Consider the following 21756-nt stretch of genomic DNA (forward strand, 5'->3'; position numbering starts at 1 on the left):
CGCTCAGACGGTGGCCGGCGCGGGCACCATCGTGTGCATCCAGCCGTGCGGGTCCGGGGCCGAGCCGCGCTGCATCGCGGTCAGCGCCTCGCGCAGCTGCAGGGTGACCGGGCCCGGCCGGCCGTCGCCGATCGTCACCTCGCCGCCGGTGTGCTTGACGGTCCCGATCGGGGTGATGACCGCGGCGGTGCCGCACCCGAACACCTCGGTCAGCACGCCGCTCGCGGCGCCGCCGAGCCACTCCTGGCCGGAGATGCGGCGCTCGGTGACGGTGATCCCGAGATCGCGGGCCACGGTGAGCAGCGAGTCCCGGGTGATGCCGGCGAGCACCGATCCCCGCAGGTCCGGGGTCGCCAGCTCGACGGCGCCCGCGGCGTCCCGGAAGACGAAGAACAGGTTGTTCGCACCCATCTCGTCGATCCAGGTGCGCTCCTCCGCGTCGAGGTAGGCGACCTGGGCACAGCCGTGCTGGGCGCCGACCGACTGCGGCAGCAGCGAGGCCGCGTAGTTCCCGCCGCACTTGGCGGTACCCGTCCCGCCCATCGCGGCCCGGGTGTACTCGGTCTCCAGCCACACGTCCATCGGGGCCACGCCGTCGGCGAAGTACGGACCGGCCGGCGAGGCGATCACCGAGTAGAGGTACTCGGCGGACGGGCGCACCCCGAGCCCGACCTCGGTGGCGATCATGAACGGGCGCAGGTACAGCGAGTCCTCACCGCCGGCCGCCGGGACCCACTCGGAGTCGACGGCGAGCAGCTCGGACAGCGAGGCGAGGAACAGGTCCTCCGGCAGCTCGGCCATCGCCATCCGGCGCGCGGACCCGGCGAAGCGGGCCGCGTTGGCGTCCGGCCGGAACGTGGCGATCGAGCCGTCCGCCTGCCGGTAGGCCTTCAGCCCCTCGAAGATCTCCTGCCCGTAGTGCAGGAGCATCGTCGCCGGGTCGAGGCTCAGCGGCCCGTACGGCACGACCTGCGGGTCCTGCCAGCCGGACCCCTCGGTCCATCCGACGGTGACCATGTGGTCGGTGAAGTACCGGCCGAAACCGGGGTTCGCCAGCACCTCGGCGCGCCGCTGCGGGGACGCCGGTGCAGGGTTTCGGGTCACGGTGAACTGCGGCGCGCTCATGCCCAGACGGTAGCCGTACCACACCGGGGAGAAGTAGTCGGATTACCGAATGTCGGGAAGTCGATCGCCTCACAGTCCCCGCGCCCGGGTCAGCGCACGTGCGAGGGCACCATCGGCGGCTTGACCACCTCGACCGGCAGGGCCCGCCCCCGGACGTCGATGACGAGCTCGTCGCCGATCGCGACCGCCGGGTCGGTGGCGATGAGCGCGAGCGCCACCCCGGTCCGCAGGGTCGGCGAGAACGTCCCCGAGGTGACCGTGCCGACCGGGGCGCCGTCCGGGCCGTCGAGCACGGTCATCCCGGCGCGCGGCACCCCGCGGCCGGTGGCTCGCAGCGCGCGCAGCCGCCGGGCCGGGCCGGCGGCGCGCTCCGCGGTCAGCGCCTCGCGCCCCCAGAACGACGGCTTGTCCCAGCCCACCGCCCACGCGCTGCCCGCCTGGACCGGGCTGATCTCCTCGGACAGCTCGTGCCCGTGCAGCGGGTAACCCATCTCGGTGCGCAGGGTGTCGCGCGCGGCCAGCCCGCACGGGACGCCGCCGACGCCGCGCACCGCGTCGAGCAGCGCGTCCCACATGGCCGGGGCGGCGGCCGCGTCGAGCACGACCTCGTAGCCGTGTTCGCCGGTGTAGCCGGTCCGGCAGATCCGCACCGAGCCGCCCTCGATGTCGGTGAACGCCATGTAGTCCAGGTCGGCGACGGCCGGGCCGGCTGCGCCGAGCGCCGCCGCCAGCGCCTCCGCCGAGCGCGGGCCCTGCAGCGCGAGCACGGCCAGCTCGCGGTGCCGGTCGGTGATGACGACGCCGTCGGGTGCGCCCTCGGCGAGCATCGAGACGATCCGGGTGGAGTTCGCCGCGTTCGGGACGAGCAGCAGGTCGTCGTCGCCCGCCAGGTAGACGATCATGTCGTCGATGACGCCGCCGGACGGGGTGCAGGCCAGCGTGTACTGGGCCCGCCCCGGGCCGATCCGGCCCAGGTCGTTGGTGAGGCAGGTGTTGACGTGCGCCGCGGCCCCCGGTCCGGAGATCGGGACGGTGCCGAGGTGGCTGACGTCGAACAGCCCGGCCGTCTCGCGCACCGCGGTGTGCTCGGCCACCGTGCCGCCCGGGTAGGAGATCGGCATCGACCAGCCGCCGAACTCACCGAGGGTGGCGTCCAGGGCGAGGTGCCGGTCGTGCAGCGGGCCGGTCAGGAGATCGTCGGTCACGGGCCCGACCCTAGTGCCCCGGCGACGCCCGATCAGGCGGCGCGTTCCTCCGGGTCGCCCGGCCCGCGGGCCGGGCGGGCCGCACCGGGCGCCGCGGAGCGGGCGCAGGCGGTGGCGAGCGCCCAGCCGGCGGCCAGTACGACCACCATCGCCACCAGCGGCCCGACCGGCAGCACGGCGGCGAGCACGAGGCACCCGGTCGCACCGGCGCCGGCGACGAACGCCGCGGTGGCCGACCGCCCGGGCAGCCGCAGCACCGCCGCGTGCAGCAGGGCGTGGTGCACCAGCGCGGCGCCGACCGACACGGCGATCGCGGCGACCGGGCCGAACGCGAGGGTCATCGCGACCACCACCCCGCCGAGCACCAGGTCCGCGACCCACGGCGAGCCACGCGACCCGCTCCGCCCGAGCAGGGCGGGCAGCTCACCGGCCCGGGCCAGCCCGGCCGCCCCGGACGCCGCCCGGGACAGGGCACCGAGCAGGGCCGCGGCGGTCGCCGCCGCGGCCGCGATCCGGACGAGGACGCCGAACGCCGGGCTGCTGCCGGTGTCCATCAGCGAGGCGAGCGGGGTCGGGGACCCGGCGAGCCGGTCGACACCGAGTCCCTGCAGCAGGGCGGCGGACAGCAGGAGCAGCAGCGTCGTCGTGATCAGCACCGCGACCGCGGGGGCCCGCCGGATGGCCCGCATCGGGTCCCGCAGGCTGCCGCCCAGCTCCGCCACCCGGGACAGCCCGGTGAAGGCGAAGAACAGGAACGCGGCCGCGGTCAGCACGCCCAGCGGGCCCGGTTCGACGACGGCCGCCTGCAGCGTCCCGGCGACGGCGTCGTCCGGCGTCGCGCCGCCACCGGCGACCGTCGACGCCGAGGGCATCGCCGACGCCTGGGCGCCGTCCGGGCCGTCCGCGGACAGCCCGAACCCGACCACCAGGCCGAGCACCAGCAGCGTCGCGACGACGAGCCCGCGCGACGCCGACGGTGAGATCCGCACCCCGGCCGCGTTCACCCCGACCACCGCGAGCACCGCCACCACCGCGACCGTGCCGGGCGACGAGGGCAGCACGTAGGCGCCGAAGACCCCGGCCGCCGCGGCCGCCGCGGCGGTGCGCGACACCAGCCGGGCGAGCGCGCCGAGGCGCAGCGCCGGACCGGGCAGATCACCGCGGACGAGCTCCGGCCCGGCCGGGCGCACCGTCGCCAGGTGCGCCGTCGAGGCCACCACGGCCAGCGCCACCAGCCCCGCGAGGACGACCCCGACCGGGAACCACACCCCGGCCGCGGCCGCCGCCGGGGCGAACGACGCGTACAGGCCGGTCCCGAACGTGGCCGCGAGCGCGACGACGACAGCCGTCACGGCAGAGATCCGGTGCGGGGGGCGGGGCACCTGCTCACCATCCCATCCGACCCTGTGGCGCGCGGCGCCGCGGTGGTGTCATTAGCATCTCGGTCCGGTCTCACCGGGCCCGCTCCCCACCGACCGGCACACGGGTGCCGGACACCGGTCACCGTGGGTGCCCCGGAGACCGTGCGCACCACCCGATCGAGACCCGCCGGTCTCCGACCGACGCCCCTGCGACCGAGGAGTTCCACCCGTGCCGATCGACGTTCCGACCATCCCGGACACCGCCGCCCTGAGCGGCTCGCCGGCGTCCGCAGCCGCCGACGCCCTGGTGATCGGGCTGCACCCGGCCGACGGCGGCGGGGCGGCACCGGTGCTCGCCGCGGGCGCGGGCGACGTGGACTCCGCCTTCGGCGGCGAGCTGGCCGAGCTGCTCCGGACGGTCGGGGCCACCGGGAAGATCGAGCAGGTCGTGTCGCTGCCGTCGCGGGGTGCGGTGACCGCACCGCGGATCGTCGCCGTCGGGCTGGGTGCCCCGGCCACGGACAGCGCAGCCGGTGCAGCCGGTGCAGCCGGTGCCGGGGGCACCGCTGCCGAGGCCGTCCGCCGGGCCGCGGGGGCCGCCGCCCGCGCGCTGGCCGGCACCGGGTCCGCGGTCAGCACCCTCGGCGCGGTCGACGCCGAGGCCGCCGTCGTCGGGGCCGTGCTCGGCGGCTACCGGTTCGACGTGCACCGGTCCTCGGCCGACCCGGCGTCGGCGCCGGTCGCGTCCTGGGCGTTCACCGGGACCGACGAGGCGCTCGTGCGCCGGGCCGCGCTGATCGCCGGCGCCGTCGCGACCACCCGGAGCCTGGTCAACACCGCGCCGAATGTGCTGGTCCCGGAGACCTTCGCGGCCCGCGCGGTGGCGCTCGGCGAGCAGGCCGGGCTGGTGACCGAGGTGCTCGACGACACCCGGCTGCGGGAGAACGGCTACGGCGGGGTGAGCGGGGTCGGCCAGGGCTCGGCCAACCCGCCCCGGCTGGTCCGCCTCACCTGGAACGGCGGCGGGTCGCCGCGGGCCCGGGTCGCGCTGGTCGGCAAGGGCATCACGTTCGACACCGGCGGCATCTCGCTGAAGCCGAACGCGGGCATGGCCGACATGACCTCCGACATGGGTGGCGCGGCCGCCGTGGTCGCGACCGTGGTGCTCGCCGCCCAGCTGGGGCTGCCGGTCACCGTGACCGCGACGGTGCCGATGGCGGAGAACATGCCGTCCTCGACCGCCTACAAGCCGGGCGACGTGCTGACCATGTACGGCGGGCGGACCGTCGAGGTGCTCAACACCGACGCCGAGGGGCGGCTGATCCTGGCCGACGCGATCGTCCGGGCCGCCGAGGACTCCCCCGACTACCTGGTCGAGACCTCCACCCTGACCGGTGCGCAGCAGGTCGCGCTGGGCCTGCGCACCGCCGGGGTGATGGGCTCCGACGAGCTGCGCGACCGGGTCGCCCGGCTCGGCACGGCCGCCGGCGAGGACGCCTGGGCGATGCCGCTGCCGGAGTACCTGCGCAGCGACCTGGACTCCCGGGTGGCCGACATCGCGAACGTCAGCGGCCAGCGCTTCGCCGGCATGCTGCTGGCCGGGATGTTCCTCAAGGAGTTCGTGCCGGACGGGCTGCCGTGGGCGCACATCGACATCGCCGGGCCGTCCTACAACACCAGCGGGCCGCGCGGGTACACGACCAAGGGCGGCACCGGGGTTCCGGTGCGGACCCTGATCGCCTTCCTGGAGGACGTCGCCGCGCACGGCTGACCGGGGGCCGTGCCGGGCCCCGGCGTCCGGCACGGCACGGCGGGGTCGTTCAGCGCGACTGCAGCGCGTCCAGCGCGACCGCGAGCGACGCGGCCAGCCGGAAGTCGATCCGCGGGTCGGGGACGGCGACGTCGTAGGCGTCGCGCAGGGAGAACCGGCGGTCGCTGCTGAGCACCACCGGGCCGCCGTCGTCCGGGGTGAAGTCGAAGTGGAACGGCAGCGGGAGGCTGTCGAAGACCCGGCGCAGGATCGCGACCGGCAGGCTCCGTTCCTGCCCGGTCGCGGCCAGCCCCGGGGCGGCCAGGGTCCAGGTGGAGCGGAACAGGCTGGCGCCGAACCGCTTGCCGAAGGTCCCGAGCACCTGGCCGTGCTCGTCGAGCACGTCGTGCTGGGCACCCACGTCGAGCGCCTGCCGGGCCCGGAACGAGAAGACCGGCCGGCTGCGTGAGTCGTCGGCCCAGAACGTCACCGCCTCCTTGAACGCGAACCGCTTCTGCTGGGCGACGGCCAGCAGGCGGCCCTCGCCGCCGTCCGGGGTCACCTCGACGACGTCGTAGCGGTTCACGCCCAGCGTGAACCGCTGGCGGACTCGGAAGCGGGGCAGGTGCATCGGAGCGGTCACGGCGCCGGAGTCTCGCGCACGCGCGGCCGGACGCGGCCGGGGGCACACCCGGCGGGGCCGGATTCACCCGACCGGCCATCCGGGCTACCGACGGGTAACCGGACGCGGCATACTCCGGCCATGACCGGACGGCATCGGGTTCCCGCGCACGCCCCCCGCTCCGCGGTGGTGACCGGCGCCGCCCGCGGCATCGGTGCGGCGATCGCCGCCGAGCTGGTCGGGCGCGGCTACCGGGTGCTGGTCACCGACCTCGACCCGGCCGCGGCGCAGGCCACCGCGGACCGCATCGGTGCGGTCGCCGGGCTCGCCCACGACGTCACCGACCCGGCGGACGCGCACGCCGTCGTCGCCAGGGCGCGGGCGATCGCCCCGCTGGGCGCCTGGGTCGCCAACGCCGGAGTCGGCTTCGACGGCGCCCTCACCGAGCTGACCGAGGAGCACGCCCGCGCGCTGGTCGGGGTCAACGTGCTCGGCCCGGTGTGGGGCGCCCGGGCCGCGGTCGCCGCGTTCCGGGAGCAGGCCGCGGCCGGCACCGCCCGGGGCGGTGAGATCGGGGTCACGGTGTCGCTGGCCGGGCTCGGTCCGGCACCGGGGCTGTCGCTGTACGCGGCCTCCAAGGCCGCCGCGCTCTCGGTGGTCTCGGGGCTGGCCGCGGAACTGCGACCGGACGGGATCGGGGTGCACGGCGTCTGCCCGGCCGGGGTGGACACCGACCTGCTGCGCGGGATGGAGACCGGCGGGCGGGCCCAGGCACTCGTCTGTTCCGGGCGGCTCGTCTCCCCGGAGCAGGTCGCGGGTGCGCTCGTCGGGATGTTCGGCACGTCCCGCGTCTACCGCACGCTCCCGGCCGGGCGGGGCGTCGTGTCCCGGCTCACCGCGTGGCTGCCCGGGCCGACGCTGCGGCTGGAGCCGGTGCTGCGGGCCCGCGGTGCCCGGCGTGCCCGGTCGCTGCGCGGCTGAGGCTCAGCGGTCCTCCCGGTCCTTGTCCCGCAGCTGGCGCAGCATCTCGTCCTGGCGGGCCCGCTTGCGCAGCGCGCGCTCGCGGGCGTCGTGCTCGCGCATCCGGTTCGGGTAGCCGACCAGCTGCACGTCGTAGATCGGCATCTTCATCGACCGGGCGAGCTTGCGGGCCCTGGCCGGGTTGCCGACCCGCCGGCGGGTCCACTCGCCGTCGTGCGCGACGAACACCACCGTCGTCTCGGTCACGGTCGTCCGCGGTTCCACGAACGCCTCGACCCCGATCCGCGCGCCGGCCCACTCCCGCAGGTGGGACTCGGCCTCTCCGGACCGTCCACCGCCCGCTGACCGGCGGGGACGGAACCTGTCGAGCAGGCCCATGCGCGCCACCCCTTCTCGTCCGCTCGTGCTGTACCCGTGCCGCGCGGTCCTCCCGAGCGGCGAAACGGACACGGATCGTCTCCCGTCCCAACGCACGACGCATGCGTTTCGCTCCCGACGCCTTCCCCACACCTGAGGTGGCGCAGCGGTCGGGTAATGACAAGATGGGCGCCGCGGTGCGGCCGGCGTAGCAGAACGCCGCGGTCCGACCGGCGCACCGGAGCAGTGCGCCGGCAGGCCGGGGCCGCGGCCGGGAGGGAGTGTTCGGTGTCCGAGGGGGACCAGAGGGATGCGGGACCGGCCGACCTGGTGATCCTGGGTGGCGGGTCCGGCGGCTACGCGTGCGCGTTGCGTGCGGCCGAGCTGGGTCTGTCGGTGGTGCTGGTCGAGAAGGACAAGCTCGGTGGCACCTGCCTGCACCGCGGCTGCATCCCGACCAAGGCGCTGCTGCACTCCGCGGAGGTCGCCGACCACGCCCGCGACGGCGCCCGGGTCGGTATCCGCTCCACCTTCGACGGTGTCGACATGGCCGGCGTGAACTCCTACAAGGACGGCGTCGTCTCCCGGCTGTACAAGGGGCTGCAGGGCCTGGTCGCCTCCCGCGGGATCACCGTGGTCGACGGCGCCGGGACGCTGGAGGCACCGGGCGTCGTGCGGGTCGGCGAGCGCCGCTACCGCGGCCGGAACACGGTGCTGGCCACCGGCTCCTACGCCCGTTCGCTGCCCGGCCTCGAGCTGGACGACCGGATCGTCACCTCCGACGCGGCGCTGTCGCTCGCCGAGGTCCCGCGCCGTGTGGTCGTACTCGGCGGCGGTGTGATCGGCGTCGAGTTCGCCAGCGTCTGGCGCTCGTTCGGCGCGGAGGTCACGGTCGTCGAGGCGCTGCCCCGGCTGGTCCCGAACGAGGACGAGTTCGCCTCCACCCACCTGGCCCGCGCGTTCCGCCGCCGCAAGATCACCGCCCGTACCGGGGTGCGCTTCGCCAAGGCCACCCGCAGCGGTGACACCGTCACGGTGTCGCTGGAGTCCGGCGAGGAGATCGAGGCCGACCTGCTGCTCGTCGCGGTCGGGCGCGGCCCGAACACCACCGGCCACGGGTTCACCGAGGCCGGCGTCGCGACCGACGGCGGGTTCGTCACCGTCGACGAACGCCTGCGCACCAACCTCGACGGGGTGTACGCGGTCGGCGACGTGACGCCGGGCCTGCAGCTGGCCCACCGCGGCTTCGCACACGGCATCTTCGTCGCCGAGGAGATCGCCGGCCTGGGCCCGCGCCCGGTGACCGACGACGGCATCCCGCGCGTCACCTACTCCGACCCGGAGATCGCCTCGGTCGGCCTGACCGAGGACGCCGCCCGGGACCGGCACGGCGAGGTGCACACCCTGACCTACGACCTGGCCGGCAACGGCAAGTCGCAGATCCTGCAGACCTCGGGCGCGATCAAGGTCGTCCAGGCGGGCCCGGCCGGTTCCGGCGGCCCCGTCGTGGGCGTGCACATGGTCGGGTCCCGGGTCGGCGAACTGGTCGGCGAAGCACAGCTGATCTACAACTGGGAGGCGGCCCCCGCCGACGTCGCCGCACTGATCCACGCCCACCCCACACAGAGCGAGGCCCTCGGCGAGGCCCACCTCGCACTGGCCGGGAAACCGCTGCACACCCACGGCTGATCCCGGCCGTCCCCGACCCGAACACCCACGCGGAACAAGAGGAGCTCCACCCCACATGGCCGTCACCGTTGAGATGCCCGCCCTGGGCGAGAGTGTCACCGAGGGCACCGTCACCCGCTGGCTCAAGGCCGAGGGCGACACGGTCGAGGTCGACGAGCCGTTGCTCGAGGTCTCGACGGACAAGGTCGACACCGAGATCCCGTCGCCCGCGGCGGGCGTGCTGAAGCGCATCGTCGCCGGCGAGGACGAGACCGTCGAGGTCGGTGGCGAGCTCGCCGTCATCGGCGACGCCGACGAGTCCGACTCCGGTTCCTCCGGCTCCGGCTCGGCCGCCTCCGAGCAGGCCGCCGAGCCGGAGCCCGAGCCCGAGCCGGCCCAGGAGTCCGCCCCGGCCCAGGAGTCCGGCAGTGGCTCCGGCGGCAGCTCCGGCGGTGGCTCCGGTACCTCGGTGACCATGCCCGAGCTGGGCGAGTCGGTCACCGAGGGCACCGTGACCCGCTGGCTCAAGCAGGTCGGCGAGTCGGTCGAGGTCGACGAGCCGCTGCTCGAGGTCTCCACGGACAAGGTCGACACCGAAATCCCGTCGCCGGTCGCCGGCACGGTGCTCGAGCACACCGTCGGCGAGGACGAGACCGTCGAGGTCGGCGCCCAGCTGGCCCTGGTCGGCGACGGCTCGGCCGCCCCGGCGCAGGAGTCCGCCCCCGCGCCGGAGAAGAAGCCCGAGCCGGCACCGAAGCCGGAGTCGAAGCCCGAGCCGAAGCCGGAGCCCAGGACCGAGGCGAAGCCGGAGCACCCGAAGGCCGAGGCTCCGAAGGAGCAGCAGGCCGAGCCCAAGGGGTCGACCGACACCCAGGGCGGCGCGGCGGCGTCCAACGGGTCCGGGGACAAGCCCTACGTCACCCCGCTGGTCCGCAAGCTCGCCCAGGAGCACGGCGTCGACCTCGCCACCGTCACCGGTTCCGGCGTCGGCGGCCGGATCCGCAAGCAGGACGTGCTGGCCGCGGCCGAGAAGCCGGCCGCCCCGGCGGAGTCCGCCCCGGCCGCCGCGGCCGCGCAGCCGGCCGGTGGTGCGCCGAAGCAGCCGCAGGCCGTCCCGACCCGGCCGACCGACGCACCGGAGCCGGGCAGCACGGTCAAGCTCCCGCGCCTGCGCCAGGTCATCGCCCAGCGCATGACCGAGTCGCTGGCCGTCTCGGCCCAGCTGACCACCGTGCAGGAGGTCGACCTCACCCGCATCGTCAAGCTGCGGAACCGGGTCAAGGAGGACTTCAAGAAGCGTGAGGGCGCGAACCTCACCTTCCTGGCGTTCATCGCCAAGGCGACCATCGAGGCGCTCAAGGCGTTCCCGTCGGTGAACGCCTCGATCTCCGAGGACGGCAAGCAGGTCACCTACCACGGGTCGGTGCACCTCGGCATCGCCGTCGACACCCCGCGCGGTCTGCTCGTCCCGGTCATCAAGGACGCCGACGACCTGTCGCTCGCCGGGATCGCGAAGAAGATCGCCGACGTCGCGGCCCGGACCCGCAGCTCGAAGATCGGTCCGGACGAGCTGTCCGGCGGTACCTTCACGATCACGAACATCGGCTCCGCCGGCGCCCTGTTCGACACCCCGATCATCAACCAGCCGCAGGTCGGCATCCTGGGCACCGGGGCGATCGTCAAGGAGCCGAAGGTCGTCGCCGGTCCGGAGGGCGAGGACGTCATCGCCGTCCGCTCGGTCTGCTACCTCCCGCTCACCTACGACCACCGCCTGGTCGACGGCGCGGACGCCGGCCGGTTCATCTCGGCGATCCGGGCCCGTCTGGAGGAGGGCGCCTTCGAGTCCGAGCTCGGCCTGTAGGCCCCGCTCGGCACGTCCGGCGGTCGCGGCCCGTCCCGGTGTTCACCGGGGCGGGCCGCTCCGCGTCACCCGTCCGGAGCCGTGGTGATCACGGTCGCAGTACGCCCGGGTCGCGCCGGACGCCCGGAACGGGAAGGATCGCCGCCGTGCGAGTCGTCATCGCCGGTTCGTCCGGTCTGATCGGAACCGCCCTGGTCGCCCACCTGCGTGGCGCCGGGCACGAGGTGCTGCGCCTGGTCCGGCGCACGTCCGCGGCGCCCGACGAGCGCAGCTGGGATCCACCGTCGGGCACCGTCTCCGACGGCGCGCTGGACGGCGCCGACGCGGTGGTGAACCTCAACGGGGCCGGGATCGCCGACCGGCCGTGGAGCGGGGCGCGCAAGCAACTGCTCCGGGACTCGCGCAACGTCCCCACCGACGTCCTCGCCGGGGCGGTCGCCCGGGCCGGGGTCCCGGTGCTGGTCAGCGGCTCCGCGGTCGGGTACTACGGCGACACCGGGCCGGTCGAGGTCGACGAGTCCGCGCCGTCGGGCAGCGGTTTCCTCGCCGACGTCTGCCGGGACTGGGAGGCGGCCACCGCCCCCGCCGCGGACGCCGGGGCCCGGGTCGTGCTGATCCGCACCGGTCTGGTGCTCTCCCCCTCCGGCGGCCTGCTCGCCATGCTCCGCCCGCTGTTCAAGGGCTTCCTCGGCGGCCGGATCGGCAAGGGCACCCAGTACATGCCGTGGGTCTCGCTCGACGACCAGGTGGCCGCCCTGCGGTTCGCGGTCGAGACCGACGGCCTGAGCGGCCCGGTGAACGTGACCGGGCCGGTGCCGGTCACCAACGCGGACTTCACCCGGGAGCTCGGACGGGCGGTCGGCCGCCCGGCGCCGTTCGCGGTGCCGGCGCCGGTGGTGTCCGGGGCACTGGGCGAGATGGGCCGCGAGATGCTGCTCGGCGGGCAGCGGGCGGTACCCCGTGCCCTGCTCGACGCCGGGTTCGGGTTCCGGCACCACACGGTGGGCGACGCGCTCTCGGCCGCGGTCGGTTCGTGACCGACGTCCTGGTCGTCGGCGCCGGCCTCGCCGGGCTGCGGGCCGCCGCCGTGCTGCACGACGGTGGCCTGTCGGTCCGGGTGCTGGAGGCCGCGGACCGGGTGGGTGGGCGGATGGCCACCGACGTGGTCGACGGCTTCCGCTGCGACCGCGGGTTCCAGGTCCTCAACTCGTCCTATCCGGCGCTGCGGGCCGCGTTGGCCCCGCACGGCCTGGACACCCTCGACGCCCGGGCCTTCGAGCCGGGTGCGGCGGTCCGGGCCGGGGACGGGACGCTGCACCGGTTCGTCAACCCGCTGCGCCGCCCGGCGGCCGTCGCCGGCCTCGCGGGCGACGACCTGTTCGGGCCGGTCGAGAAGGCCCGGCTCGTCGCCTGGACGGCCCGGGTGCTGGCCACGCCGCCGTCGCGGACCGCGACGATGATCGACCGCAGCGCCCGCGACGACCTCGACGCCGCCGGGCTCGGCGGCGCGGTGACCGACCGCTTCCTGCGGCCGTTCCTGTCCGGGGTGCTGGGCGACCCGGCCCTCGAGACGTCGGCGGCGTTCGTCCGGCTGGTCTGGCGCAGCTTCGCGCTCGGCACGGTCGTGGTGCCCGGCGACGGCATGGAGGCACTCCCCCGGCGGCTGGCCGCGGCGCTGCCCGGGGGGACCGTGTCGCTCGGCGTCCGGGTGCACGCTGTGCACGGCGGCCCGGCACCGTCGGCCGACACCGACGAGGGGACGCTGACCGCCCGCGCCGTCCTCGTCGCGGCCGACCCGCGCACTGCGGCGCGGCTGCTGCCCGGCGTCGCCGAACCGGCGATGCACGCGCTGACCACGTTCTTCCACGTGCCGCCCCGGGCACCGTCCGCGGAGCCGCTGCTGCACCTCGACGGCACCGGCGGCCCGGTCGTGAACACCACCGTGCTCACCGCCGCCGCACCCGGCTACTCCGCGGACGGACGGCCGCTGGTGGCGTCGTCGATCGCCGGGACGCCGGAGGACACCGGCATCGGCGAGCCGGACGTGCGCCGCGAGCTCGCCCGGATCTGGGGCGTCCCCACCGCCGACTGGGCGCACCTGCACACGGCCCGGATCCCCGAGGCGCTGCCCCGGTTCGGGCCCGGCCGCCCCGTCCGGCGTGACGTCGACCTCGGCCGGAACCTGTTCGTCGCCGGTGACCACCGGGACACCCCGTCCACCCAGGGCGCGCTGGTGTCCGGCCGCCGGGCCGCGCGGGCGGTGCTGGCCCGTCTCGGCGCACCGGGCCGGGAGTAGCCTGGCCGCATGCCCGACCCGCACCTGAGCTGCCGTGCCGGAACCGACGCCGTCCGAGTGGACCGACTGGGCCGCGTGGAGTACCAGGCCGCGTGGGACACCCAGCGCGCGCACGCCGCGGCCCGCAAGGAGGGCACCGGGCCGGACGTCCTGATGCTGCTGGAGCACCCCGCGGTCTACACCGCCGGGCGGCGCACCCGGCCCGAGGACCGGCCGACCGACGGCACCCCGGTGATCGACGTCGACCGGGGCGGGCGGATCACCTGGCACGGGCCCGGCCAGCTCGTCGGGTACCCGATCGTCGCGCTCGGCGAGCCGATGGACGTGGTCGACTACGTGCGGCGGCTGGAGGAGGCGCTCATCCGGGTCTGCCACGACCTCGGGCTGGAGCAGGCCGGCCGGGTCGAGGGCCGCTCCGGCGTGTGGCTGCCCGCCGGCGCCGACCCCCGTTCCGGCGCCTTCACCCCCGAGCGCAAGATCGCCGCGATCGGCGTCCGCATCCAGGGCGGTGTCACCCAGCACGGGTTCGCCCTCAACTGCGACGCCGACCTGGGCGACTTCGGCCGGATCGTGCCCTGCGGCATCGCCGACGCCGGGGTGACCACGCTCAGCGCCGAGCTCGGCCGCACGATCACCGTCGACGACGTCACCGAGGGGGTGACCGCCACGGTGCTCGACGCGCTCGACGGCCGGCTGCCGGTCACCGAGCACCGGGTCGCCAAAATGGTCGACCTGATGTCCGGGCTCGGCTGATCGCACGTTCTTCCGTAGTTCCGTAGTATTCCCTGCATGCCCGACGCCGATGCCCGCCTGACCGACCTGGAACGGCGCGTGTCCGCGCTGGAGGAGGCCGCCGCCGTCCCGTCGGCGGTCCCCGAGGCGACCGGCGCGGGGATCGTCCGGTACTCGGGCGAGGTGGCGCTGCACGGGCAGATCGGCTGGACGATCGAGTACGACGCCGGAGCCGCGCTCGCCCTCGACGACGAGCCCCGCACCGCCGTCCTCGCCGCGCTGGGCCACCCGGTCCGGGTCCGGATCGTCCGCAGCCTGCTGCGCGGCCCGCGCGGGACCGCCGAGCTGACCGAGGCCGCCGAGCTGGCCTCGACCGGGCAGCTCTACCACCATCTCAAGGCCCTGAGCCACGCCGGCCTGGTCGAGCAGGACGGCCGCGGCAGCTACCGGGTCGCGCCGCGGTCGGTCGTGCCCGCACTGGTCCTGCTCACGGCGGCGGCCGACGTGGCCGGCCAGCTGGGTCACCTCAGCTGAGGCACCACCGACGCGGCGAAGTCCTCGATGTGGGCGAGATCGGACAGGTCGAGGACCTGCAGGTAGAAGCGGCTGATGCCGGTCTTCTCCCGCCAGACGCCGAGCTGGTCGACGATCTCGCCCGGGGTGCCGGCGAGGCAGTTCGCGCGGACCTCGTCGACGTCGCGGCCGACGGCGGCGGCCCGCCGTGCGACCTCGGCGTCGTCCCGGCCGAGGCAGAGCATGTGCGCCACCGACCAGGTCAGGTCGCCCGGGTCGCGGCCGATCGCCGTGCACGCGTCGCGGACCCGGCCGAACTGGGTGTCGACGGTCTCCACCGGCTGGAACGGGACGTTGAACTCGGCGGCGAAGCGGGCCGCCAGCTCCGGTGTCCGGCGCTTCCCGGTGCCGCCCACGATCACCGGCGGCGGGTCCTGGACCGGGCGCGGCAACGCCGGTGACCCGTCGAGGACGTAGTGCTCGCCGTGGTGGGAGAAGCGTTCCCCGGGCGGGGTCGCCCACAGCCCGGTGAGGATCTGCAGCTGCTCGGTGAGCATGTCGAACCGCTCCCCGACCGGCGGGAACGGGATGCCGTACGCGGCGTGCTCGGCCTCGAACCAGCCCGAGCCCAGCCCGACCTCGATCCGGCCGCCGGACATCTCGTCCGCCTGCGCGACGGCGACCGCGAGCGGTCCGGGCAGCCGGAACGTCGCGCTGGTCACGAGCGTGCCGAGGCGGATCCGCTCGGTCTCGCGGCCCAGCGCGGCGAGCGTCACCCAGGCGTCGGTCGGGCCGGGCCCGCCGTCGCCGCCCATGGCGAGGAAGTGGTCGGAGCGGAAGAAGGCGTCGTAGCCGGCGTCCTGCGTGGTGCGCGCGACGCGCAGCAGATCGGTGTAGGTCGCGCCCTGCTGGGGTTCGGTGAAGATCCGGAAGTCCACGGGGGACGACGCTAGCGGGCGGCTACCGTCGGCGCCGTGTACCCGCTTCCCGATCTGTCCGGCCGCACCGTCGTCGTCACCGGGACGACGTCCGGTCTCGGTCGTGCCCTGTCCACCGCGCTCGCCGGGGCCGGGGCCAGGGTGCTCATGACCGCCCGCGACGCGATCCGCGGGACGGCCGCCGTGGAGCAGGTCCGCGCGGCCGGTGGGGCCGCCGAGCTGGTCCTGCTCGACCTGGCCGATCTCGGCTCCGTGCGGGGCGCCGCCGCGCAGATCCGGGACCGCACCGGTGACCGGGTCGACGCGCTCGTGAACAACGCGGGGGTGGCGCTGGGCCCGCGCGCCACGACCGCGGACGGCTTCGAGCTGCAGATCGGCACCAACCACCTCGGGCCGGCCGCGCTCACCTGGCTGCTCCTGCCGGCGCTGCGCGCGGCGGGCGACGCCGAACGGCCGTCCCGGGTCGTCACCACGACCAGCCTCGGGCACCGCCTCGCCCGGCTCGACCTCACCGACCTGCACTGGACCCGTCGGCGGTACGAGCCCAACGCCGCCTACGGATGCTCCAAGCTGGCGAACCTGCTCTTCGGTGCGGAGCTGGACCGGCGGCTGCGGCTCGCCGGTGACCCGGTGCTCTCGGTGGTCGCGCACCCCGGCATGACGGAGTCGTCGCTGCTGGCCAACTCCTACCGCCGCAGTGGACACGGCGGGCGCGGTGCCTGGCGGGGACGGGTGTTCGGCGTGCTCGACCGCTGGCTGGTGCAGCCGGTCTCCGACGGCATCGCCCCCCAGCTCGCCGCCGTCGCCGGGCCGGTGCACGGCGGCGACTTCCTCGGCCCGGCCGGGCGCGGTGAGCTGCACGGACCGCCCGGCCCGGCACGCCGTTCCGCGGCCGCGGCGGACCCGGTGCTCGCCGGGAGGTTGTGGCAGGTCACGGCGGCCGCGACCGGCGTCACACCGGACCCCGGGCGTAGGGTGCAGGAGTGACCGTCGCACCCGAAGGCCGCAAGCTGCTCCGCCTCGAGGTCCGCAACAGCGAGACCCCGATCGAGCGCAAACCGTCCTGGATCCGCACCCGCGCCCGGACCGGTCCGCAGTACACCGAGCTCAAGGGGCTCGTCCGCTCCGGCGGGCTCCACACGGTGTGCGAGGAGGCCGGTTGCCCCAACATCTACGAGTGCTGGGAGGACCGGGAGGCGACGTTCCTGATCGGCGGCGAGCAGTGCACGCGGCGCTGTGACTTCTGCCAGATCGACACCGGCAAGCCGTCCGACCTCGACGTCGACGAGCCCCGCCGGGTCGCCGAGTCGGTGCAGCAGATGGGCCTGCGCTACTCCACCGTCACCGGTGTCGCCCGCGACGACCTGGCCGACGGCGGCTCCTGGCTCTACGCCGAGACCGTCCGCCAGATCCACGAGCTGAACCCCGGCACCGGCGTCGAGCTGCTGATCCCGGACTTCAACTCGCGCGACGACCAGCTCGACCCGGTGTTCGACACCCGGCCCGAGGTGCTCGCGCACAACGTCGAGACCGTCCCGCGGATCTTCAAGCGGATCCGCCCGGCGTTCCGCTACGAGCGCTCGCTCGAGGTCGTCACCAAGGCCCGCAACCAGGGCCTGGTCACCAAGTCGAACCTCATCCTGGGCATGGGCGAGACCCCCGACGAGGTCACCTCCGCGCTGCAGGACCTGCACGACTCCGGCTGCGAGATCATCACGATCACCCAGTACCTGCGCCCGACCAAGCGCCACCACCCGGTGGAGCGCTGGGTGAAGCCGGAGGAGTTCGTCGAGCACTCCCGGGCCGCCGAGGAGATGGGCTTCGCCGGGGTCATGGCGGGCCCGCTGGTGCGCTCGTCCTACCGCGCCGGTCGCCTGTACGCCCAGACCGTCGCCCACCGCGGCGAGACCCTGCACCCCGACCTGGCCCACCTGGCCGACTCGGGCCCCGCCGCCCAGGAGGCGAGCTCCCTCCTGGCCCGCAGCTGACCCTCCCTCCCCCTCCCCCGGCCCCACCCTTGCCGGCCCCACCCCTTGTCGCACTCATGGAGCTTCGGCCTCGTCACACGAGGCTGAAGCTCCATGAGTGGAGTCCGGTTCGGGGCTGATGGTGTGGATGGGGCATGGGAGGTTCGTGCGCTGACCGCGGCGACCGATGATCACGGCGGGGAAGTACGCTGGTCACATGCCCGGCAAGCCCCGTAAGCCCACGCCCGAAGAGAAGAAGGCGCTCAAGGCCCAGAAGAAGGCCGCGTCGAAGCAGCGTCGCCAGCAGATCTGGCAGGCGTTCCAGATGCAGCGCAAGGAGGACAAGAAGCTCCTCCCGATCATGATCGGCGTGTTCGTCGGCGCGATCGCGCTGCTCACGCTGATCGGCTGGCTGGTCGGGCTGGTCTGGTTCTCCGTGCCCTTCGGCGTGCTGATCGGCGCGCTCGCGGCGTTCGCGATCTTCGGTCGCCGGGTGCAGCGCTCGGTGTACCTGAAGGCCGACGGGCAACCGGGGGCCGCGGGCTGGGCCCTGGACAACATGCGCGGCCAGTGGCGGGTGTCGCAGGGCGTCGCGGGGACCACGCAGCTGGACGCCGTGCACCGGGTCATCGGGCGGCCCGGGATCATCTTCGTGGCCGAGGGCGCGCCGCACCGGGTCAAGAGCCTCCTCGCGCAGGAGAAGAAGCGCACGGCGCGGGTCGCCGGCACCACCCCGATCTACGACATGATCGTCGGGAACGAGGAAGGGCAGACCCCGCTCAAGGACCTGCAGCGGCAGCTGACCAAGCTGCCCCGCAACATCTCGGCCGCGGAGATGGACTCGCTGGAGAACCGGCTCAACGCGCTCGGCAACCGCACCGCGGCGATGCCGAAGGGCCCGATGCCCCAGGGCGCGAAGATGCGCAGCGTCCAGCGGGCCGTTCGCCGCCGCTGACCCCGCTCCTTCCTGCACTCGTGGAGCTTCGGCCCGGTGTGACGAGGCCGAAGCTCCATGAGTGCTGTCCGGTTCGGGACGGATGTGACGGCTGAGTCCGATGGTCAGGGGCGCCAGAGCCGGGCGGTGACGGTCGGAGCCGGCAGGGCCGCGGCGCGGGCGTGCGCATCGGCGAGCTCCGCGACGACGGCGCGCGGCTCCGTCTGCAACCGGACGGCCAGGGTCGGGACCAGTACGACTCCCGCGCGTGGCAGGTCCACCTGCTTCCGGACGTCACGGTCGAACGCCTGCGGCCCCAGGTGGAAACGCCGGGACTGGATCTCCCAGGCCAGGCCCACGTCGTCCCAGTACGCATCGACGACGCCGAGCAGCTCGCCGCCGGGGAGGTACAGGGCGACGTTCCACCGCGGCGCGGGCAGCGACGAGCGGCGTACCACCTCCCGCGCCCACGCCTCCGCCGCGGAGCGGGTGCCGTCCGCGACCTCCAAGAACGCCGTCCGGGCCCGCGCGGTGTAGGGCCGTCGCGGCTCGTCGAGCTCGTCGGCCAGGTCCGCGATGCGGCACGCACCGCGCTGTACCGCATCGGCCAGCATCGCCCGGACGACGTCGAGATCGGTGCACCGGGCGGCGGCGTCGACGAGGCACCGGGCCGGTGGCGCCACCCGGAGCCCTCCGACCAGGACGGGTTCCGGAGGCCGGTCCGTCCTCATGACCAGTGCGAAGTCACGGCTCGTCGTCCGGTGACCGGCCGGGACCAGCACCGCGATCCGGTGCTCGTCGGGCAGCCGGTGCACGCCGTGCAGTGCGGCGCCCGCGGCGCCGGTCAGCATCGCCTCCTCGCCGGCGTGCAACAGGACGGCACGGCGGTACTGCCTCGGCGTCGTACGACGCCCGTCGAGCTGCACCACACCGAGCAGGTGCTTGCGCCACGGACCGCCCGGCCGGCAGCGCGCGTCGATCGTGGCCTTCGCGATGCCCATCGCGCGGAGCTGGGACCGGGTGGCGAGACCGTCGGGGAACCGGGTGGCCAGCATCGGGGCGGCGGCGAGTGAACGTGGCATGTACCCACGGTGCGGCCCCGCGGGCCGGCTGCACCCACGATCTGCGCGCCTGTGGATGCATCCGGCACATGTGCACACCCGTCCCGGGTGCACTCATGGAGCTTCGACCTCGCCACACCGGGCCGAAGCTCCATGAGTGGAGAAACGGGGCGGGGTGGGGCGGGGCGGGGTGAGGAGAGAGCGTCAGGCGGGGGCCGTGCGGACGACGATGGTCGTCGAGGCGCGGTCGTGCCAGCCCCGGCCGTCGGAGTCCAGGAAGAAGGGCGGGAGCACGACGGCGATCATCGCCGTCCGGATCAGCGCCTTCGGGATGCCGACCTGCTGCCCCATGTCGGTACGGGCGACCCGCATGCGCAGGGCCAGGTGCCCCGGGGTGGCCCCCAGCACCGCCACCATCAGCACGGTGACGACGAACCAGGTGCCCAGGACCCACCAGCGGAACTCGGTCGTCGCCAGCGCCTCCGCGCCCCCGACGAGCAGCACGAGCAGGTACGCCAGCAGCCAGTCGATGCACAGGGCGAGCACCCGGCGGCCGAACCCGGCCACCGAGTAGTGCCCGGAGGCGGGCAGCCCGAACCGCTCGCCGCGGTGACCGCCCGGACGGTCACCGCTCCCGGCGGGTGAACCGGGCAGCCAGGACTCGATCCAGCGGGCCATGGCTCCTAGCCTAGGCGTTCGACCGGCGGTGCCCCCGACGACCGCACCGGACATCGGGGACGACTGTGATCGGCGTCGCGTACGCGTCAGTTAACGTCGGTGAAACAGGTGGGTGATGGGCGAGCAACACGGCGCTCCTACCGTCAGGCCCGATCTCCACCAGCGATCGAAGGAGCCCGAGAGAGTGTTCAGCAACGCCGAAGAGGTACTCAAGTACATCTCGGACGAGAAGGTCGAGTACGTCGACATCAGGTTCTGCGACCTGCCCGGCGTCATGCAGCACCTCACCGTCCCCGCCAAGACGGCCGGCGACCTCCTGGAGAACGGTGCCGCGTTCGACGGTTCCTCCGTCCGCGGTTTCCAGGCGATCAACGAGTCCGACATGGCACTGTTCGCGGACACCTCGACCGCGCGCGTGGACCCGTTCCGCAAGCACAAGACCCTGAACGTCAACTTCTTCGTGCACGACCCGGTCACCGGTGAGCCGTACTCCCGGGACCCGCGCAACGTCGCACGCAAGGCCGAGGAGTACCTCGCCGCGTCGGGTATCGCCGACACCGCGTTCATGGCGCCCGAGGCGGAGTTCTACGTCTTCGACTCGATCCGCTTCGGGACCGACCCGCACCAGGCGTACCACCACATCGACTCCTCCGAGGGCTGGTGGAACACCGGCCGCGAGGAGCAGGGCGGGAACCTCGGCTACAAGGTCAACTACAAGGGCGGCTACTTCCCCGTCCCGCCGGTCGACCACTACGCCGACCTGCGTGCCGACATCGTCAGCACCATGCAGGCGTCGGGCTTCGAGGTCGAGCGCGAGCACCACGAGGTCGGCACCGCCGGACAGGCGGAGATCAACTACAAGTTCGACACGCTGCTGCGTGCGGCCGACGACATCATGCTCTTCAAGTACCTGGTGAAGAACGTGGCGTGGCAGAACGGCAAGACCGCCACCTTCATGCCGAAGCCGCTGTTCGGCGACAACGGCTCGGGCATGCACGTGCACTCGTCGCTGTGGAAGGACGGCCAGCCGCTGTTCCACGACGAGTCCGGCTACGGCGGGCTGTCCGACATCGCCCGCTACTACATCGGCGGCCTGCTGCACCACGCGCCGTCGCTGCTGGCCTTCACGAACCCGACGGTGAACTCCTACCACCGTCTGGTCCCGGGCTACGAGGCCCCGGTCAACCTGGTGTACTCGGCCCGCAACCGCTCGGCCTGCATCCGGATCCCGCTGACCGGTGACAGCCCCAAGGCCAAGCGCGTCGAGTTCCGCTGCCCCGACTCCTCGGGCAACCCGTACCTCGCCTTCTCGGCGATGCTGATGGCCGGTCTCGACGGCATCAAGAACAAGATCGAGCCGCCGGCCCCGATCGACAAGGACCTGTACGAGCTGCCGCCGGAGGAGGCCCGGGACATCGCCCAGGTCCCGTCCAGCCTCGGCGCGGTCATCGACAAGCTCGAGGAGGACCACGACTATCTGCTCGACGGTGGCGTGTTCACCCCGGACCTGATCGAGACCTGGATCGCCTACAAGCGGGAGAACGAGATCGACCCGCTGCGGCTGCGCCCGCACCCGTACGAGTTCGCGCTGTACTACGACGTGTGATCCACGTCTGAGTCAGACCGGAACACACGTCGAGGCCCGGTATCCCGCGAGGGGTACCGGGCCTCGTCCCGTGTGACCGGGATCCGACGGGCCGGGGCCGG

The 21756-nt window shown here is 74.3% G+C and carries 20 protein-coding genes; 12 read left to right on the forward strand and 8 right to left on the reverse strand.

Features of this window, described 5'->3' with window-relative positions; all coding sequences use genetic code 11:
* Positions 1-3: 3 nt before the first annotated feature.
* From AFB00_RS01420 to AFB00_RS01430, 3 genes are all read right to left on the reverse strand, one after another.
* On the reverse strand, positions 4-1125 hold the full coding sequence (locus AFB00_RS01420; RefSeq protein ID WP_068799906.1) for a branched-chain amino acid aminotransferase: 1122 nt from the start codon (positions 1123-1125) through the stop codon (positions 4-6).
* An 89-nt stretch (positions 1126-1214) separates the two neighbouring features.
* Positions 1215-2330, reverse strand: a complete 1116-nt coding sequence (gcvT, locus tag AFB00_RS01425; RefSeq protein ID WP_068795694.1) for a glycine cleavage system aminomethyltransferase GcvT — start codon at positions 2328-2330, stop codon at positions 1215-1217.
* Positions 2331-2362: 32 nt separating this feature from the next.
* Positions 2363-3682: an amino acid permease gene (locus AFB00_RS01430; RefSeq protein WP_068795695.1), complete on the reverse strand. Its 1320-nt coding sequence runs from the start codon at positions 3680-3682 to the stop codon at positions 2363-2365.
* A gap of 238 nt (positions 3683-3920) precedes the next feature.
* Here AFB00_RS01430 and AFB00_RS01435 point away from each other — a divergent pair, with 238 nt between their 5' ends.
* Positions 3921-5462 carry a leucyl aminopeptidase gene (locus AFB00_RS01435; protein ID WP_442965840.1) on the forward strand — a complete coding sequence of 514 codons (1542 nt, stop codon included), beginning with the start codon at positions 3921-3923 and terminating at the stop codon, positions 5460-5462.
* Positions 5463-5511: 49 nt separating this feature from the next.
* Here the strand turns inward: AFB00_RS01435 and AFB00_RS01440 are convergent, their stop codons facing one another.
* Positions 5512-6084, reverse strand: coding sequence for a hypothetical protein (locus AFB00_RS01440; protein WP_197519715.1), 573 nt, complete (start codon positions 6082-6084; stop codon positions 5512-5514).
* A gap of 120 nt (positions 6085-6204) precedes the next feature.
* Here AFB00_RS01440 and AFB00_RS01445 point away from each other — a divergent pair, with 120 nt between their 5' ends.
* Positions 6205-7044, forward strand: coding sequence for an SDR family NAD(P)-dependent oxidoreductase (locus AFB00_RS01445; protein ID WP_068795696.1), 840 nt, complete (start codon positions 6205-6207; stop codon positions 7042-7044).
* A 3-nt stretch (positions 7045-7047) separates the two neighbouring features.
* On the opposite strand, the gene AFB00_RS01450 is transcribed toward AFB00_RS01445, so the two are convergent.
* Positions 7048-7422 carry an oxidoreductase gene (locus AFB00_RS01450; RefSeq protein WP_068795697.1) on the reverse strand — a complete coding sequence of 125 codons (375 nt, stop codon included), beginning with the start codon at positions 7420-7422 and terminating at the stop codon, positions 7048-7050.
* A 267-nt stretch (positions 7423-7689) separates the two neighbouring features.
* Between AFB00_RS01450 and lpdA the strand changes: the two genes are divergently transcribed.
* The 6 genes from lpdA to AFB00_RS01480 all read left to right on the forward strand — a co-directional run bounded on the left by lpdA (position 7690) and on the right by AFB00_RS01480 (position 14492).
* Positions 7690-9090: a dihydrolipoyl dehydrogenase gene (lpdA, locus tag AFB00_RS01455; protein ID WP_068799909.1), complete on the forward strand. Its 1401-nt coding sequence runs from the start codon at positions 7690-7692 to the stop codon at positions 9088-9090.
* A 55-nt stretch (positions 9091-9145) separates the two neighbouring features.
* Entirely contained in the window at positions 9146-10930 is a 1785-nt protein-coding gene (gene sucB / locus AFB00_RS01460; protein ID WP_068795698.1) for a 2-oxoglutarate dehydrogenase, E2 component, dihydrolipoamide succinyltransferase, read from the forward strand.
* A 146-nt stretch (positions 10931-11076) separates the two neighbouring features.
* A complete protein-coding gene (locus tag AFB00_RS01465) occupies positions 11077-11967 on the forward strand; it encodes a TIGR01777 family oxidoreductase (protein ID WP_068795699.1) in 891 nt (296 codons plus the stop codon).
* Positions 11964-13226, forward strand: a complete 1263-nt coding sequence (locus AFB00_RS01470) for an NAD(P)/FAD-dependent oxidoreductase (RefSeq protein WP_068795700.1) — start codon at positions 11964-11966, stop codon at positions 13224-13226. The genes AFB00_RS01465 and AFB00_RS01470 overlap by 4 nt, the downstream gene beginning before the upstream one ends.
* A 9-nt stretch (positions 13227-13235) precedes the next feature.
* Positions 13236-13979: a lipoyl(octanoyl) transferase LipB gene (gene lipB, locus AFB00_RS01475; protein WP_068795701.1), complete on the forward strand. Its 744-nt coding sequence runs from the start codon at positions 13236-13238 to the stop codon at positions 13977-13979.
* 36 nt (positions 13980-14015) lie between these two features.
* Positions 14016-14492 carry an ArsR/SmtB family transcription factor gene (locus AFB00_RS01480; protein ID WP_068795702.1) on the forward strand — a complete coding sequence of 159 codons (477 nt, stop codon included), beginning with the start codon at positions 14016-14018 and terminating at the stop codon, positions 14490-14492.
* On the opposite strand, the gene AFB00_RS01485 is transcribed toward AFB00_RS01480, so the two are convergent.
* The gene (locus AFB00_RS01485; RefSeq protein WP_068795703.1) at positions 14480-15409 is read right to left on the reverse strand and encodes an LLM class F420-dependent oxidoreductase; all 930 of its coding nucleotides are present in this window, start codon (positions 15407-15409) and stop codon (positions 14480-14482) included. The two genes, AFB00_RS01480 and AFB00_RS01485, sit on opposite strands and share 13 nt — an antisense overlap.
* A 36-nt stretch (positions 15410-15445) precedes the next feature.
* Between AFB00_RS01485 and AFB00_RS01490 the strand changes: the two genes are divergently transcribed.
* The 3 genes from AFB00_RS01490 to AFB00_RS01500 all read left to right on the forward strand — a co-directional run bounded on the left by AFB00_RS01490 (position 15446) and on the right by AFB00_RS01500 (position 18331).
* On the forward strand, positions 15446-16396 hold the full coding sequence (locus AFB00_RS01490; protein WP_068795704.1) for an SDR family NAD(P)-dependent oxidoreductase: 951 nt from the start codon (positions 15446-15448) through the stop codon (positions 16394-16396).
* Complete coding sequence (lipA, locus tag AFB00_RS01495; protein ID WP_068795705.1) at positions 16393-17397, forward strand: lipoyl synthase; 1005 nt, start codon at positions 16393-16395, stop codon at positions 17395-17397. The genes AFB00_RS01490 and lipA overlap by 4 nt, the downstream gene beginning before the upstream one ends.
* Positions 17398-17593: 196 nt before the next feature.
* Positions 17594-18331, forward strand: coding sequence for a DUF4191 domain-containing protein (locus AFB00_RS01500; RefSeq protein ID WP_068795706.1), 738 nt, complete (start codon positions 17594-17596; stop codon positions 18329-18331).
* Between the two features lie 104 nt (positions 18332-18435).
* On the opposite strand, the gene AFB00_RS01505 is transcribed toward AFB00_RS01500, so the two are convergent.
* Both AFB00_RS01505 and AFB00_RS01510 read right to left on the reverse strand, forming a co-directional pair.
* A complete protein-coding gene (locus AFB00_RS01505; protein WP_156819323.1) occupies positions 18436-19392 on the reverse strand; it encodes a hypothetical protein in 957 nt (318 codons plus the stop codon).
* Positions 19393-19575: 183 nt separating this feature from the next.
* Entirely contained in the window at positions 19576-20049 is a 474-nt protein-coding gene (locus AFB00_RS01510) for an RDD family protein (protein WP_068795708.1), read from the reverse strand.
* 184 nt (positions 20050-20233) lie between these two features.
* On the opposite strand from AFB00_RS01510, the gene glnA reads away from it, so the two are divergent.
* Positions 20234-21655 (forward strand): type I glutamate--ammonia ligase, encoded by a 1422-nt coding sequence (glnA, locus tag AFB00_RS01515; RefSeq protein WP_068795709.1) that lies wholly within the window; start codon positions 20234-20236, stop codon positions 21653-21655.
* The last annotated feature ends 101 nt before the right edge of the window (positions 21656-21756 follow it).

Source organism: Pseudonocardia sp. HH130630-07, assembly GCF_001698125.1.
Taxonomy (GTDB): Bacteria; Actinomycetota; Actinomycetes; order Mycobacteriales; family Pseudonocardiaceae; genus Pseudonocardia.